A 16,239-nucleotide genomic window follows, 5' to 3' on the forward strand; every position below is an offset into this window, starting at 1 on the left:
ACCGGTGATCCAAATTCGGAATATACACAAATCGTTCGGCTCGCTGGAAGTGCTTAAGGGTGTTGACGTGACGTTGGGTAAGGGGAAAGTGCTCGTTATCATCGGCCCTTCCGGTTCTGGTAAAACAACGCTTTTACGCTGCTTGAATTTGCTGGAAATTCCTGACCAAGGAGAGATCCAAGTAGGGGATATTGCACTGAATTTTGCGAAAGGAACGAAGCTCCGGCAAGAAAACATTTTGGCGCTGCGCAAGCGGACAGGGATGGTATTTCAATCCTACAACCTCTTCCCGCATATGACAGCAGTACAAAATGTGATGGAGGGCCAAGTCACGGTTCAGAAAAAGAGCAAGGATGAGGCGCGCAAACGTGCATTGGAGTTGCTTAAAAAAGTGGGGTTGGCTGATAAAGCGGAATCCTATCCGCATCAGTTATCGGGAGGACAGCAGCAACGGGTCGGTATTGCCCGGGCAATGGCGGTCGAACCTGAGGTACTATTGTTTGACGAGCCGACCTCTGCGCTTGACCCCGAGTTGGTAGGCGAGGTGCTTAAGGTCATGAAGCAACTGGCCGCCGAAGGGATGACCATGGTCATTGTCACCCATGAAATGAAATTTGCAGCTGAGGTCGCGGACCATGTGATTTTGATGGATCAGGGTGTAATCGTTGAGCAGGGTACGCCGCATGAGGTTCTGGAGCAGCCCACCAGTCCACGGGCTATTCAGTTTTTGAATCGTCTGAGCGGGGAAGCGGAATAAAGGGAATTACAGTATTTATTAAAATAAGCGTTTAGACTGAATAAAAAGGCAGCTACAGCCGGGCATTGAAAAATAAGCCTCGCACCCGTAGCTGCCTTTTGCTCATCAGTTGTCCTCTTTTATTTCAATTTTAATGTAAGCAAAAAAGTAATCAACAGAATACAACAGCCTGCTATGAATGGAGCGAACAGATTTGCATCAAACAAAAATCCCGCAAGAGTAGGGCCTAAAATATTCCCGACACTCATATAGGCATTATTCATACCCGCTACATATCCTTGCTCATTCCCGGCCATCTTCGATAATTGTGTATTAAGAGCTGGACGAAGCATAGCTGTGGCAAAGAAAATAAGGGAAGTGACAAGGAAGATACTCCAAAAATTTTTGGCTAAGAGAAATAAAATATAAGCAACTGAGGTGAAAAGAAGCGATCCTTTGATCACCCTTTGTTCACCAAACTTATTGATTATTTTAGCAACAACTAATGCTTGCATACCGACTCCGATCACAGCACCTGCGGTCAGAATGACAGCAATATTTTGAGGTGAGAATTGGAAGCGGTTCGTTACATATAAACCAAGAACAGATTCAAAATTAGCGAGTCCAAAGGTCATCACCAGGACAAGTACAAAGAGCATCGTATATTTTGACTTCAACGATCTCGCGTATTGTTTGTAAATAGATTCTTTCTGAATCATTCTTGCCCGTGCTGCTTTCATTTGCTCTTTCGATAAACTTTCAGGCAAACAAAACACTGAAAAAATAACAGCAACCATAGCAGCACCTGTCGCTGCGTAAAGCGGCACTCTCGTTCCATATCCTGCAAGAAGACCACCCAGTCCAGGTCCAATAACAAATCCGAATGACATGGCTGCGGCTAGCAGGCTATTTCCTTTGGCGCGTTCTTCGGTTGTTGTAATATCCGCTACATATGCCATCATGGGTGGAACAATCAGGGCTGCTTCCATTCCTTCCAGAAGTCTTGAGGTATACAGCATCCACAGCTCATCTCCAATAGCAAAGATAAATTTAGCCACAGCAAAAACAATGACACCTACGACGATGAATGCCTTTCTCCCATATCGATCAGACAGCTGTCCAGTCAGGGGAGAGAGCAGGAATTGTGTCATGCCATAGGCTGCTACCAATAAACCGATCGCCCGTCCACTGGCTCCAAACTCAATGATCAGTTCTGGCAGGATGGGGGTAATTAAACCAACGCCCACCATAACGATGAAGATATTAATCATTAGAATTCCAAGTATTCTTTTCATGCAAAAAACCTCCTTATCCATTGGTTTCTGGATAGGAGGTAGGCATACGAACAAGAAGATACACTGCTCCCGTCAAAGAAGCAATGCTCTTATCGTTAATACCCAAAGCCTACACTAATCCTATCCAGAAAATTCGTAAGATTACGATTTTTTTCTTCGGTAGAATAGGATTAGTAGATCATTGGCTTAAGGTCACCCTTTCGATACTTTATTATTTATCAACGTAACATAAATTTCTTGATAAGGCAATGAAAGGATAACTCAGAAGAACCCGACTCGTCCTTCGGCCACATTTTTTAACCAGTCCTGCTTACGGCTCTTATCGAGCTCGCCTCGCATACCTTTGATAATCAGTTCAATATCGGCTTTTCCCTGCTCATGCCACTCCAGCGCAGTGCTGACATACAGTTCTCCGAGCTGTGCCAGCGAAAACCCGTCAGTCATGGCTGCCGCCTTCTGTGTACCTGTTTCCCCTGCAAAAACAAGGAAGTTGCGCAGCTTGAGATACGCCAGTCGCAGCGCTTCGTCAGGCAAACTGATTTCATAAGCCCGGTCGAAACGCCCTGCCCGGTTCATCAGACCTGGGTCGATTTTTTCGGGATAATTGGTCGTTCCGATCAGGAAGATGCCCTCCTTGGATGTAGCACCGTCGAGGGTATTCAGGAAAAAAGAACGCACCTCCTGAGGCATGGAATCAATGTCCTCAATAACCAGTACCATCGGAGCCAGGCGAGTAGCCGCCTCGAACACCTCTTTGACCGATTCACTGGTTGTATACTCCGTAATTTGCCAGTAGGCTGCCGGACCCGGTACACTGCTGGCAATTGATTTTACAAGTGTTGTTTTACCGTTGCCCGGATGGCCGTATAGCAGAATACCACGCTTGTAAGGAATGTTATAAGTCTGATAGAAGGTACGATCCGCTTCAAAAAACTGATCGAGTGATCGGAAAATATCCCGTTTTATTTCCGCTTTCAAAATCACGTCATCCCGCGTAATTGCGCGGGTTATCGGCTCTGCCTGCCGAGAAAGTCCACGGCTTGTGTCGGTAAAAACGGTGACACGCTTCATATTCTGCTTACGTTCACGACCGCGTACTCCCGCGAGGAAGCCTTGCAGCTCTTGGTCGCCTATCGCAAATACGTAATCTTCATTGTACACGCCATTCTCACGGAAAAAGGGAACTCGCGCCAGCGCGATGCCCCACTTGGGATAGGCGAATACATTATTACGCATCGACAGATGCACGCCATATTCAGGAGTCGGCCCGTCATCGTCATACTGGATGGTGCGTTCCTCCAGACGATCGAAGACCCGTGCTACATGCTCCAGATCGGGACTGCCTGCACGAATGTCCTCCTCCAGTAAATCCCAATACTCAATATTGGGATCATCGCTGGCATACAGCACGTATTTTACGCCGTAGCGGTTATAGAGTGCTTCACTGATACCGTCGATCAGACGGGCATAAGCGGCATAACCGGTAATGCGCCCATCTGTACGTTCATCAAATTCGTAAATAGCTGGGATGTCTATACTCAAATTATTTGGCTCCTTTCAGGGCGGCTAGCGGCTTGCATTTGGCTACAACTGCTGCGAGTCCTGCCCCGGTGACACTTTCGATAATATCATCTACATTTTTGTAGGCTTGCGGAGATTCGTCGATAATGCTTTCCAGTGATGCCTGATTGACCACAATTTCGTCGTCTGTCCCTACACCCAGGGCCCCTGCAAAATCGTCCACACTGACGAGTCGTTTGGTCGCAGAACGCGAACGAATACGGCCTGCTCCATGACAAATGGAGTGGAAGTTATCCTGACCGCCCGGTAAACCTACCATAATATAAGAGGCTGTCCCCATAGAGCCGGGGATCAGGGCCGGATGCCCTGTCGCCTGATAAGGCCGCGGATTGTCAGGGTGTCCTGCTGGAAGAGCACGCGTAGCACCTTTACGATGCACAAACACGCTGCCGTGATCCGGATGGGATTCCTCCCAAGCATAATTGTGCATTAGATCATACAAAGTACGCAACTCGCACTTTGTACCAAAGACATCGCGGAAGGCTTCACGCACCGAGTATGCGATGAGATGTCGGTTTACCACGGCATAATTCAGCGCCGAATACATCATATCGACATAATGTGCAGCCTCGGGATGGTCCAGCGGTGCGAATACCAGTCTCGGGTCAGAGGTGCCGAGTCCGAGACGGCTCATCGTCTTGGCAATAGCAGATGAACTGGCCTGGCTGACTGCTCCACCCCAAGCCCGCGATCCAGAATGAATCATCACAGCCACCTGACCGTCGAACATACCCCATGCTTCAGCTGTTTCGCGGTTTTCCTCAGCGATTTCAATCGCCTGAATTTCGACGAAATGATTGCCTCCACCCAGTGTGCCGAGCTGTCGGTGAGCCCGATGCCATGTACGGTCTTCGACAAGATTCAGCACCTCCTCGTCAAAGGAGAACTTACTGTGCTCTACATGGGTGAGTGAGGTGGATTTCTTAGGAGTGTAGCTGTCCGGAATATATTTGTTGGGTAAGCCGTGCAGACCCTTGCGTACAATATGCTCCAGTCGGATATCCGAATAATGCCCGCGCTGGTGGACTTCCATGGGCAAGTATTTGTCGATGGTTTTGACCAGCTTACGGCGCAGCTTGGTTTCCTTCAAAGCATCCTTGTGCAGATTGGTCAGGTGTACGCGCATGCCACAGCCAATATCGCTGCCGACGATGGAGGGAGATACATAGCCGTCCTCCATTCCCCATACAGCAGTCGTACCGATGCAGGTTCCGACGCCTACATGTACATCTGGTGTGTATCCCATATAGCGGATACCAGGAATTTGTAAATTGTTATTAGCCATCTCGAACACCTTGTAATCCAGTGAGGAGAAAAGTTGCTGAGAAGCATATACGGTTAGATCACCTGCCGGAAGCTTCATCAGATGGCTGTATGGTCCTTCATGCAAGGACGAGTTGGTTGTATGTTGTATATTCATATAAATGGGTAGTTCCCTTCTTCATGTAAATTCATAAATACTTGCATAAAAAGATTTAAAAAACAAAAAAAACCGCAGACTTGTCGTCTACGGCTTCCTGCACCGAAAGTGTCATTACATTTTATGATCAACTCATAAATACGTAAAATAACCTGTTCTTCCAATAGCATAAAAAAATAAAAAAGCCTGGCTAATCACGCCGTCAGACAGCGTGATATCACCCATCATGTCGCCCGAACGGGGCCGATGAGACGAAAACACAAATATGTGGTTGTATCATGCTGCCTGTCTGTCGTTATCATATAAAGCTCGGTCATGTCTGTCGGCCCCCTTTTCTTAAAGTTAATTGCTATGTTAATGGAAACCTGTGGAAGCTGTCAACCCCTGAAAGATAGAAGTGTGGGAGAATGTGACTTTACTCATGGTGAAGTGTGAGTAACATCATAGTTCAATTGGCCTAAAGCTGTTATTGTACTGAATATTCAAATATTCAGATATTGTTGATCGTTTATAGGACAATTCTGTGAGGGGGACGGAGCAGGCATGGAAGGAGATCTCCAGAAATTTAAGGCCGACTTTTTCAAAGCATTGGCTCACCCTCTGCGCATCCGCATTTTGGAGGTGCTGAGTGAAGGGGAACGGAATGTGAACGAGCTGCAGACTGCGCTCGGTTCCGAAGGTTCTGCCGTATCGCAGCAATTGGCCGTTTTACGGGCCAAAAATTTGGTGAACAGCTTCAAGGAAGGTACATCGGTTGTATATTCACTACGTGATCCGCTTTTGACGGAGCTGCTTGCGGTGGCGCGGCGGATTTTTGACAATCATTTGGTCGAAGCTATCTCGTTGCTGGAAGGTATACGTAACGAGAAGTAATGCTATTACAGAAAAGAAGGGTTATAGGAATGAAGTGGATAGGAAGGTTCGAAGGCTATAACGCAGGGGCTTTGCGAAAGGATCTAATTTCCGGAAGTATTGTAGCAATTGTGGCGATTCCGCTCGGTATGGCGTTTGCCATTGCATCAGGAGTAAAGCCGGAATATGGGCTGTATACGACCATTGTTGCGGGGATTTTGGTTTCGCTGCTGGGAGGGTCCAAATTCCAGATCGGAGGACCTACTGGTGCATTTATTCCGATTTTGCTGGCTATTGTCATGCAATACGGTTATGAGAACCTACTCATAGCCGGTTTTATGGCGGGCATTATGCTCATTTTAATGGGTGTGCTAAGGCTGGGGGCACTGATTAAGTTTATTCCCAAGCCAGTAACAATTGGCTTTACGGCCGGAATTGCCGTGACAATATTCAGCGGTCAGATTGCTAACTTTCTCGGCTTGCGCGGGGTAGAGCGACATGAAACTTTTCTGCCTTCCATGGCAGAGCTCATCCATCGACTTCCTTCACTGAATGTATATAGTATCCTGACGGCTTGTATCTGTCTTGCCGCGCTTATTTTGGTGCCTAAAAAATGGCCCAAGATACCCGGCTCACTGGTTGGCCTACTCTTGTCAACGCTGGTGGCAGCTTTACTTTTTCCAGGGCAGGTGGCTACCATTGGATCTGCGTATGGCGCAATTCCAGCATCTTTACCTGAGCTACATATTCCTGTGATGACGTGGGATTTGATCGTGAAACTCTTGCCGCCAGCACTTGTTATTGCAATGCTGGGAGCTATTGAATCTCTGCTTTCAGCGGTGGTAGCTGACGGTATGACGGGAGCCAGGCATAACAGCAATCGTGAACTGGTTGGACAAGGGATTGCTAATTTGCTGACACCGCTGTTCGGAGGTATTCCTGCGACAGGTGCAATTGCCCGCACCGCCACAAATATCCGTAACGGTGCTGTTTCTCCTATGTCAGGCATCGTACATGGGTTCGTGGTGCTCCTCATTCTGGTGCTTTTTGCACCTTATGCATCTAATATTCCGTTGGCCAGTATGGCTCCGGTGCTGATGGTAGTAGCGTGGAATATGAGTGAGCGCAAGCATTTTGCGCACATTCTCAAAACGCGGACAGCGGATTCTATTGTGCTGGTTGTCACCTTTTTGCTGACGGTATTTACGACGCTGACAACGGCTGTGGAGGTGGGTTTAATTCTGGCGGTTGTATTGTTTGTTAAACGTATGAGCAATACACTTTCAGTAGACAAGGTACTTCCTGATCCTTCTGTAAAACATGAAAAAGTAGGCGCGCATATGGTCACAGATCAGCATGATTGTCCACAGGTGGCTATTTACAATGTGGAAGGCCCTCTATTTTTCGGTGCAGCTTCGGTATTGGAAAACTCAGGTGTGGGAGGTCAGACTGACCACCTACAAGGGATTTTGTTGTTGCGTATGGGAAAGGTCCCTTTTATGGATATGACGGGAGAAGGTAACTTTACCGCATTAATTCAGAAATACCGGAAGTCTGGCGGGACGGTGCTTGTTTCCGGACTCCAGCCTCAACCGCTGGCATTACTACAGAAAACCGGATGCTACGACATGATTGGACAAAAGCATTTTTTCGAACATACAGGAGAGGCCCTTACGGCTGCCCTTGCGCTGGTGAATCAGGATCATTGCTGTGGATGCAGGCAAATGGCTTTCCGAGAATGTACGAGTCTGTGCCGCAGATCGCAGCAAACCAAATCTTCCTTTCCAGACGGAGCCATTTCGGTTCCCTTACCAGTAAATAGCGGCAGATAACACTCTTTTAAATTTGTTGCTGAATGCCGAAAAATCTCTTCTAATCTCCGAAACCAAGTGCACAATGAAGACTTGCATTTGCTTCGAAAATGGAAGAGATTTTTCTCTTCTTAAAGAAAAAAAAGGAATAAAATTCAAAAAATGCTTGAATATCTGATTTTATGACACTATACTAGATTCAAAAGATACCATATGTTTCATTCTTTTGTTTTAAATTGTATTTTAATACTTACTTATCAACCTCCTCGATCACTTCTAGTTTCTTACCCTACCTTTTTCTTCATTTTTTTCACTTACTATTTTCAAACTTGTCCACCTGTTCATACCCGATGCTCGTTCTTTGCGGTCTGCACCAAGGGTTATTCACCTCAGATGATGACCTATGGATTTCACCCCAGCGGAATCTATATTTTTTAAAGGAGGTGAGTACCAGAGGCTATTTTGTGAACTTTTGACGTAGCTACCCGGAAGGTTGTCCTTGAGAATTAAAAAACCAAGTAAAGGGAGATGGAAAGTATTGATTAAGTCGAAAAATATCAAAAAGACGCTGTCGGTCAGTTTTACCGCTCTTCTTGCTTTTTCTCTAATTTCTCCGGTATATGGAGATTCCAGCACAACCACCTCAGCAGGAGGATCAACCATTTCCGCCAAGGTTTCAGCCAAGCTGAACCAACAATTCAGTGCCAGTGAGTATGTCACCTATCTGGTTAAATTGAAGGATCAGGTGGATACGGAGTCAGTTGCCAAGCATGCTTTCCAAAAGGCCTCTGCAGAGCAAATTTCACCCGCTGCTGCTAAGCTTTCTGTACGTACAACGGTTGTGAACTCTCTCATGGATACAGCAGAAAAAACGCAACAATCCGTGGAAGAATACTTAAAGAAGGAAGTCAATAACGGAAACGTCAAAAAATACAAGAGTTACTTTATCGTGAACGCATTTGCGGTAACCAGCACCAAAGAGGTCATGGATAATCTCGCCACACTTCCTGAGATCGACAAAATTTTACCGGATGAAAAGCGGGAACTGCAAAAGGTAGAAATAGATAAGGATGCCCAGCCCGTAGTTGAGGAATCTACAGCTGACCAAGCGGTTGCAGATCAAGCCGCTGTAGATACGGCTGTGACGGAAGAGAATGCGCAAAAATCGGTGGAAGAATCCGTGTATAAGGATGCGGTAACGCCAAGCCGTGTCGAGTGGAATATTTCTAAAATCAAAGCACCACAGGTTTGGGCCAAAGGCATTGACGGCAAAGGCATTGTTGTCGCCAATCTGGATACAGGCGTTGAATATACTCATCCGGCACTGAAAAGAAAATGGCGTGGTCTGAACGCTTCCGGCCAGGTCGTTAATCCAGAACTGAGCTGGTATGATGCGGTTAATGGAGCATCGCTGCCAACTGATTCAAATGGACATGGTACACATACGATGGGGACGAGCGTTGGCTCGGACAGCAACGGTACGAATGAAATCGGTGTTGCTCCCGGCGCCAAATGGATTGCGGTTCGAGTATTCAATCCAGATACCACCGACTCCATCTTACTGGACGGTGGACAGTGGATTCTTGCTCCTGTAGATAAAAACGGTAAAAAGCACCCTGAGCTTGCACCGGATGTGGTGAATAACTCTTGGGGCGGTGGACCTGGCCTGGATGAATGGTATCGTCCAGTCACCAAGGCGTGGAGAGCGGCTCAGATTTTCCCTGAGTTCTCCGCTGGCAACACAACATTGTCCAATCCGGGCGGACCTGGGTCTGTAGCCAATCCGGCGAATCTACCGGAAGCTTATGCGACAGGAGCCACGGACGTAAACAACAAGCTGGCCAGCTTCTCGCTGCGCGGTCCTTCTCCTTATGGCGAAGTGAAGCCTGAAATTTCGGCTCCTGGTGTGAACATCCGTTCTTCTGTACCGGGCGGAGTGTATGAGGGGGGATGGAACGGTACTTCTATGGCAGGCCCGCATACTGCTGGATTAGCGGCATTACTGCTTCAGGCCAAGCCATCTTTGACTGTGGATCAACTGGAGGATGTTATTTCAAAAACAGCGACGCCGCTGACAGATAGCCAGTATCGGACTTCACCGAACAATGGTTACGGATATGGTCTGATCGACGCGCTTGCTGCGGTGAACTCCGTACTTAAGTGAGGATTTTGCAAAAATCCTATAAGCGACTTCCAATGAACAAGATATAGAGCGAAAGACAGGATTAAGAAAGACCCCCGAAAATCCCTTTGAGCGGCTCGTACAGAGATTGCATACACCTGTTAACCGTGTAATGCACTATTTACGTAGCCGTAAAAAAGGGGTTTTCGTACATAAAAGAATATAAAAGTCATAGAATTTCAAGAAAAATGCAAAAAAATGACTTGTATATCTGTTTTGATAACTTTATACTATTCCATAATATATGATTATATATCAATTTTTAATATAAAATGTAATGATATAACATGTCTTTTCTTCGAAGTTCTCCTGCTTTTTCTCCTTGGTTTCTACTGAATTTCATCGCTTGCTATTTGGATCGTAAACTCACCTATGAAGTACTACTACCTACGAACAGCCAAATATTTTTGTGCCTCTATATTCTATGAAGGAGGTGGTCGCCAACCACATCGTGTTGTGCAACCCGTGTGTTTGATGTGCTAGGTATGAGGTCTTACTCTGTACAGGTTATTCCAGAAACATTAAACCTAGTAAAAGGAGTGGAGAAGTAATTGATTAAACCTAAACGATTCAAGAAACCACTATCTATTGGACTATCTTTGCTAATGGCCTTTTCCTTTGTTCAACCCGCTTTGGCGAATAACACACCAGATGGCTCCAAGCTGGAGCTGAAATCCGCCTCGCATAAGGTCACGACCGCGAAGGTATCCCCGAAACTGACCAAACAGTTTGAGGAGAATAACTATGTTACCTATCTGGTCAAATTAAAAGAACAGGTAGACACCAACAAGGTTTCCAAAAATGCTCTTCAAAAGGCCTCACTTGAGAAAATAACACCTTCCGCTGCCAAAATGGCTGCACGCAGCCATGTGATCAGTTCTCTGCGTGAAACGGCTTCAAGAACCCAATATGGGCTTGAAAATTATTTGGATAAGCAATCAGAGAGCGGCGGAGTGAAGGAATATAAAAGCTTTTTTATTGTCAATGCATTGGCTGTAACAAGCACCAAGGAGGTGCTGGATCATATTTCGCAGCTGCCTGAGGTCGATAAAGTCTTGCCGAATGAAACGCGTTATCTGCAAAAGGTGACGGTTGACAAGCAAGCAGAGGGAGCAAATGCCAAAACGGCTGAAACAGCTAAAACAGTGACAGCAGCCGCGGCGAAGTCTACGACGGTAGAGAAGGCTGTAGAGCTGGAGAAGGACGATGGCAAAACATCGGCTAAGCCTGGCAATGCAGGTAAGAACGCTGTAGACCCATCTACGGTGGAATGGAACATATCCCATATTAACGCACCACAAGTGTGGGAAAAGGGAATTGACGGAACCGGAATCGTGGTTGCCAATCTGGATACAGGTGTAGATTATACACATCCGGCCCTTCATCGCAAATGGCGGGGGCTGGACGCGGCAGGCAATGTCGTGAATCCCGAGCTGAGCTGGTACGATCCGCATAGTCATGCGACGCTTCCGGTCGATCAGGAAGACGATTCCCATGGTACACATACGATGGGCACGATGGTCGGCTCTGAGGAAAATGGAACGAACCGAGTTGGCGTTGCACCTGGTGCGAAGTGGATTGCGGTTCGGATTTTTAATCCGGAAACGACGGATGCGATTATACTGGATGGCGGTCAATGGCTGCTTGCGCCAAAAGATGCCCAAGGGAATCTTCATCCCGAGCTTGCTCCAGATGTAGTGAACAACTCGTGGGGAGGCGGACCGGGTCTTGATGAATGGTTCCGGCCTGTGGTTCAGGCATGGCGGGATGCTCAAATCTTCCCCGAATTCTCCGCAGGTAATACCTCTCTTTCCAATCCGGGCGGACCTGCCTCGGTAGCCAATCCGGCAAACTATCCGGAATCCTTCGCTACTGGAGCCACGGATAGCAATGATAATCTGGCCAGCTTCTCCTTGTTAGGACCATCACCCTATGGTGAGGTGAAGCCCGAAGTTTCCGCGCCGGGTGTAAATATCCGGTCATCTGTGGCTGGTGGCGGCTATAAAGGCGGGTATAACGGTACTTCCATGGCGGGACCTCATGTTGCGGCCCTTGCAGCTCTGTTGCTGCAAGCGAATCATTCTCTTACCGTAGACCAGCTTGAGGAAATTTTGATGAACACAGCTACACCGCGCACGGACAGCACATATCCTACTTCGCCAAACAATGGCTACGGACATGGTGTCATTAATGCGCTGGATGCAGTCGGTTCGGTCATGCAAGGTCTGGGCTCCGTGTCTGGTAAAGTTGTAACGGGTGGCGACGATCTGGAAGCACCTGTTCTCGAGCATACACCGCCCGCAGCGGCATTCGAGGGTATTGATATACCTCTGACTGCTCATGTAACGGATGATGTCGGCGTGACGGCCGTTGAGGCATTTGCCAAAACAGCAGGTACGTCAAACTATGTATATATTCCGTTGGAACGGACCTCCGGCGACAGCAAAGATGGTACATATCAAGCGTCCATCCCGACTTTTTTGGTGGACAGCGCTGGTCTGGAATACTATATTCGTGTAAATGATTACGGTAATAACGGATTTGAAACTGAAGTATACAAGGTTAAAATCTCCAAAGGCGTAAAACCAGGTTACACACAAGACTTTGAAAAAGACATTGCCGGTATTAATATCGGTGGACAGGGCAGTGTTTGGAAATGGGGAACTCCGACAAGCGGCCCTAAAAGCGCACATTCGGGTACAAAGGTCATCGCGACTAATCTCGAAGGCCAATATCAGGCCAACTCCAACAGTTATTTTATGGCCCCTCCGATTGATCTGACCGAGAGCTCAAAAGGGGCGCTGGTCAGCTTCAAGCATTGGTACGATCTTGAAAACAATTCTGATTTCGGCAAAGTGTACGTAGCAACCACAAACAATCAGAATGCGTTTGAGCAGGTATTATCGTTTACTGGCACCAGCAATGGCTGGAAAACACAATATCTTGATTTGCGGGCATTCGCGGGTCAAAAAGTATACCTCCTGTTCAACTTTACTAGTGACAATACGGTTGTGAAAGATGGCTGGTATATTGACGATCTGTCGATTCAGGAGCCAGACACCGTTGCACCTGCTGCGCCGAGCAATTTGACTGCTGAAGCAGATACTGTGGGCAACGTCACACTGGCCTGGAATGCTTCCTCCGATGATGATGTGAAGCAGTACAAGGTGTATCGTTCTACCCAATCAGGCAAAAATTATACTTCCATCGGTACAACCTCAGCACTGACACTCACAGATACCATCACGGTCGGTGGAGCAACTTATCATTATGCAGTGGCGGCTGAGGATTATAGTGGCAATGAAGGAATCAAGTCGAATGAGGCTTCTCTGAGAGTAGACGTGCCGGATACGCTGTATAGCGATCATTTTGACGGCAGCTCGGATAATGGCTGGACTCATTCCGGTACCAAGGATGAGTGGGAACGTGGCATTCCGAAGGAAGTAGGACCAGAAAGCGCAGTGTCCAGACCAAATGTGTGGGCAACCGATCTTGATAGCAATTATGAGAACGGAGCTGAATTTTCGCTGGTTTCTCCAAAAATTAATTTGCAGGCTGTACGCAATGCAACACTGACCTTCAATCACTGGTTTGAAATTGAGGCCGGCTATGATTACGGTTATGTGGAAGTGTCCAAAAACAATGGCGACACGTGGAGCGAGCTGGGCAAGTTCTCTCACAATACGAATGGGAAAAAGTGGACTCCGGTTTATTACAATCTGGATAGCTACACCGGCAATGAGATCCAAATTCGCTTCCGTTTGAAATCGGATAACAGTGTGAACAAGAACGGCTGGTACATTGACGATTTCCGTGTGTTGGGTATTCCAGCTGCGACAGTGACCAAGGACATCGTACCTGAGTCGAATATCAAGCTGGAAAAAGCGGAAGAACAGTTCCCGCTGTACAAAATTACAAGCACTGAAAAGAGTGAATTCCAGGAGAAAGTGAAGCCGGCAGAAACAACGGTGGATAGTGGACGTGTCGGGCTCGACAGTCTTCCAGCCAGCGCTACGGTTACGGTATTGGAAACCGGACGTTCGGTGAAAACGGATCCGACCACGGGCAAATACAGCTTCACCCATGTAGCGGGCGACTATACGCTGAAGGCTGAAGCCTATGGTTATGTGCCTCAAACGAAAGCAGTCACGATTGAGAATAACAAAGTCATTAGAGCAAACTTTAGCCTTCAGGCCATACCTCACGGTACGATTCACGGGGTCATTACCGACAAGCAATCCGGTGAACCGATCCAAAAAGCGAAAGTGTTGGTGCTGGAGGATGCACGTATTGCTCCGGTAGAGACGAATGAGGCTGGAGAATTTACGCTGGACGTGCTGGAAGGAACATACACATTGTCCATTTCAGCTGAGAATTATTATAGCGACAGTGTATCCGTTATTGCTCCTCCGAATGGTAGCGTGGAAGCGAATGTCACGTTGAAACCTTTCATCGGGTTCCAGGGAGGCATCGCCTACGATGACGGGACAGGAGAAAATGCCAGAGCCTTTAACGCGGCAGGCAATTCATGGGCAGTCAGAATGACGCCTGAGTCGGAAGTGGCTCAAGTGACAGGAGCATCGCTTTTGTTCTGGAACTCTGCCTTCCCGAATCCGGGAGGAACGGCATTCCAATATTCTGTCTATGACGCCTCCGGTGCGGCAGGAGCGCCTGGACGATTATTGGCTGGTCCATTCGACGGGACTGCCGTGCGGGACGAGTCACAATGGACGACGGTGCAGCTTCCAGAGCCGGTGACGGTTCAAGGTGACTTCTACATCGTATATACACAGTCTGCTGTAGGCACACAGTCGCCGGGTCTTGCTACAGATGAGAGTGGCCCGAATGCACTTCGCAGCTGGCAAGGTGTAAGCGGCGCATGGAGCCAATCACCTGAGGAGGAAGGGAATTACATGATCCGGGCTATCGTCAGATATCCGGTGAATGCTCCAACGATTACGACTCCTACGAAGGCTACGTATACGCAGGAAGAGTCGATTACCGTAACAGGAACTTCCCCGGCAGAAGGAGCCGATATTCAGCTCTTTAACGGTAAGGAGCTGGCTGGCACAACGAAAGTGAAGGATCGCCACTTCAGTTTGTCGGTTGATCTTCAACCAGGAGCTAATCCGCTAAGTGTTCAAGCAGCGGTATACGGCAAATTAACGGATCGTTCCGAAACGGTGGTTGTGACACTCGATCAGACTAAACCGGGTCTGATCCTGACTTCACCTGATGAAGGGGCCCGTACAAACGCGGGTGTAGTCAGTGTAGTCGGTACCGTGTATGACGAGTTCCTCACCGAATTGACGATTAATGGTGAGCCCGCTGAATTTGGAAGTGACGGCAGCTTTAACAAGCGGTTGCTTATCAACGAAGGTGAAAATCAAATTACGGTGACGGCCAAGGATCTTGCCGAAAACGAAACAAGTGTTACGCGCTCGGTGTATGTCGATACAGCTCTGCCGAAGCTTGAAAACATTAGCCCTGCTGAGGATGTGCGTATTACTCCAGGGCAGCCGGTACGAGTATCCTTTGACAGTGCATCCGGTTTGGAGGCGTCCTTCCATGTGGAGCTGCCTTTCAACCTGTCCACTTTGGGCCGCAACGATATTCCATTAAATGAAACTTCGTCAGGCCACTATGAAGGTACTTATTTCACTTCATCTTCTCTGAATCTGGAAGGCGGAGTCATCGTGATCCGGGTAAGGGATGCAGCGGGAAATGAAGTGGAGACGGAGGCACCGGGAAGATTGTATGTAGCCAATGGTGGAGGACAGAACCCTGATCCGAATCCATCCAATGAGAAGCCGGTAGCCATTATTCAGGCTAATGAATCAGCTAAGAAGAACAAAAATGTACAATTTAACGCCAAAGCTTCCCGTGATGTAGACGGTGAGATCGTTAGTTACAGCTGGAATTTTGGCGATGGCGATACGGCGGTCGGTTCCAAGGTGAAGCATAAATTCACCACAGCTGGAACGTATACCGTAGAGCTAACGGTGACGGATAATGACGGCGCAAGTGGTAAGACTGTGCATACGATCACGATCCGTTAGCAGCCAGTAGGAAAGGAAATGCTTCTTTTAGAATAACAATGAAGGCCCACAGCAAGCCACGGTTTATAGAGGCTGCTGTGGGCCATTTTTAAATTGTCGAACCGTTCAAGAAGCGGTACAATGAGTAGAACTCTATAAAGTGAATCGTTTCACAATAGAGGATTTTGCAAAAATCTAATAAGCGATTTTCAATAAACGATATATAGATCGAAATGGTCTAGTTCGTCTATATATTGCACTTTGGAGCGACTGGAATCGAATTTTGCAAAATCCTGAATAATATTTTTTAGCAGGAGAGGATCC

The 16,239-nt window shown here is 47.5% G+C and carries 8 protein-coding genes; 5 read left to right on the forward strand and 3 right to left on the reverse strand.

Annotated features, from left to right (window positions below; genetic code table 11):
• Positions 1 to 4 precede the first annotated feature (4 nt).
• The gene (locus NSQ58_RS09380; protein WP_068942063.1) at positions 5 to 757 is read left to right on the forward strand and encodes an amino acid ABC transporter ATP-binding protein; all 753 of its coding nucleotides are present in this window, start codon (positions 5 to 7) and stop codon (positions 755 to 757) included.
• A gap of 119 nt (positions 758 to 876) precedes the next feature.
• Here the strand turns inward: NSQ58_RS09380 and NSQ58_RS09385 are convergent, their stop codons facing one another.
• From NSQ58_RS09385 to NSQ58_RS09395, 3 genes are all read right to left on the reverse strand, one after another.
• A complete protein-coding gene (locus NSQ58_RS09385) occupies positions 877 to 2,031 on the reverse strand; it encodes an MFS transporter (protein ID WP_341057243.1) in 1,155 nt (384 codons plus the stop codon).
• Positions 2,032 to 2,292: 261 nt separating this feature from the next.
• Complete coding sequence (locus NSQ58_RS09390) at positions 2,293 to 3,573, reverse strand: AAA family ATPase (RefSeq protein ID WP_023989822.1); 1,281 nt, start codon at positions 3,571 to 3,573, stop codon at positions 2,293 to 2,295.
• 1 nt (position 3,574) lies between these two features.
• Positions 3,575 to 5,032, reverse strand: a complete 1,458-nt coding sequence (locus tag NSQ58_RS09395; protein WP_071558392.1) for an RtcB family protein — start codon at positions 5,030 to 5,032, stop codon at positions 3,575 to 3,577.
• A 543-nt stretch (positions 5,033 to 5,575) separates the two neighbouring features.
• Here NSQ58_RS09395 and NSQ58_RS09400 point away from each other — a divergent pair.
• The 4 genes from NSQ58_RS09400 (at position 5,576) to NSQ58_RS09415 (ending at position 15,936) form a co-directional block, all read left to right on the forward strand.
• On the forward strand, positions 5,576 to 5,905 hold the full coding sequence (locus NSQ58_RS09400) for an ArsR/SmtB family transcription factor (protein ID WP_013311437.1): 330 nt from the start codon (positions 5,576 to 5,578) through the stop codon (positions 5,903 to 5,905).
• A 29-nt stretch (positions 5,906 to 5,934) separates the two neighbouring features.
• Complete coding sequence (locus NSQ58_RS09405; RefSeq protein WP_023989820.1) at positions 5,935 to 7,716, forward strand: SulP family inorganic anion transporter; 1,782 nt, start codon at positions 5,935 to 5,937, stop codon at positions 7,714 to 7,716.
• A 517-nt stretch (positions 7,717 to 8,233) separates the two neighbouring features.
• The gene (locus NSQ58_RS09410) at positions 8,234 to 9,859 is read left to right on the forward strand and encodes a S8 family serine peptidase (protein WP_069080315.1); all 1,626 of its coding nucleotides are present in this window, start codon (positions 8,234 to 8,236) and stop codon (positions 9,857 to 9,859) included.
• Positions 9,860 to 10,428: 569 nt separating this feature from the next.
• Entirely contained in the window at positions 10,429 to 15,936 is a 5,508-nt protein-coding gene (locus NSQ58_RS09415) for a S8 family serine peptidase (protein WP_341057244.1), read from the forward strand.
• Positions 15,937 to 16,239: the final 303 nt, after the last annotated feature.

Source organism: Paenibacillus sp. FSL M7-0134, assembly GCF_038007865.1.
GTDB classification, from domain to species: domain Bacteria; phylum Bacillota; class Bacilli; order Paenibacillales; family Paenibacillaceae; genus Paenibacillus; species Paenibacillus polymyxa_B.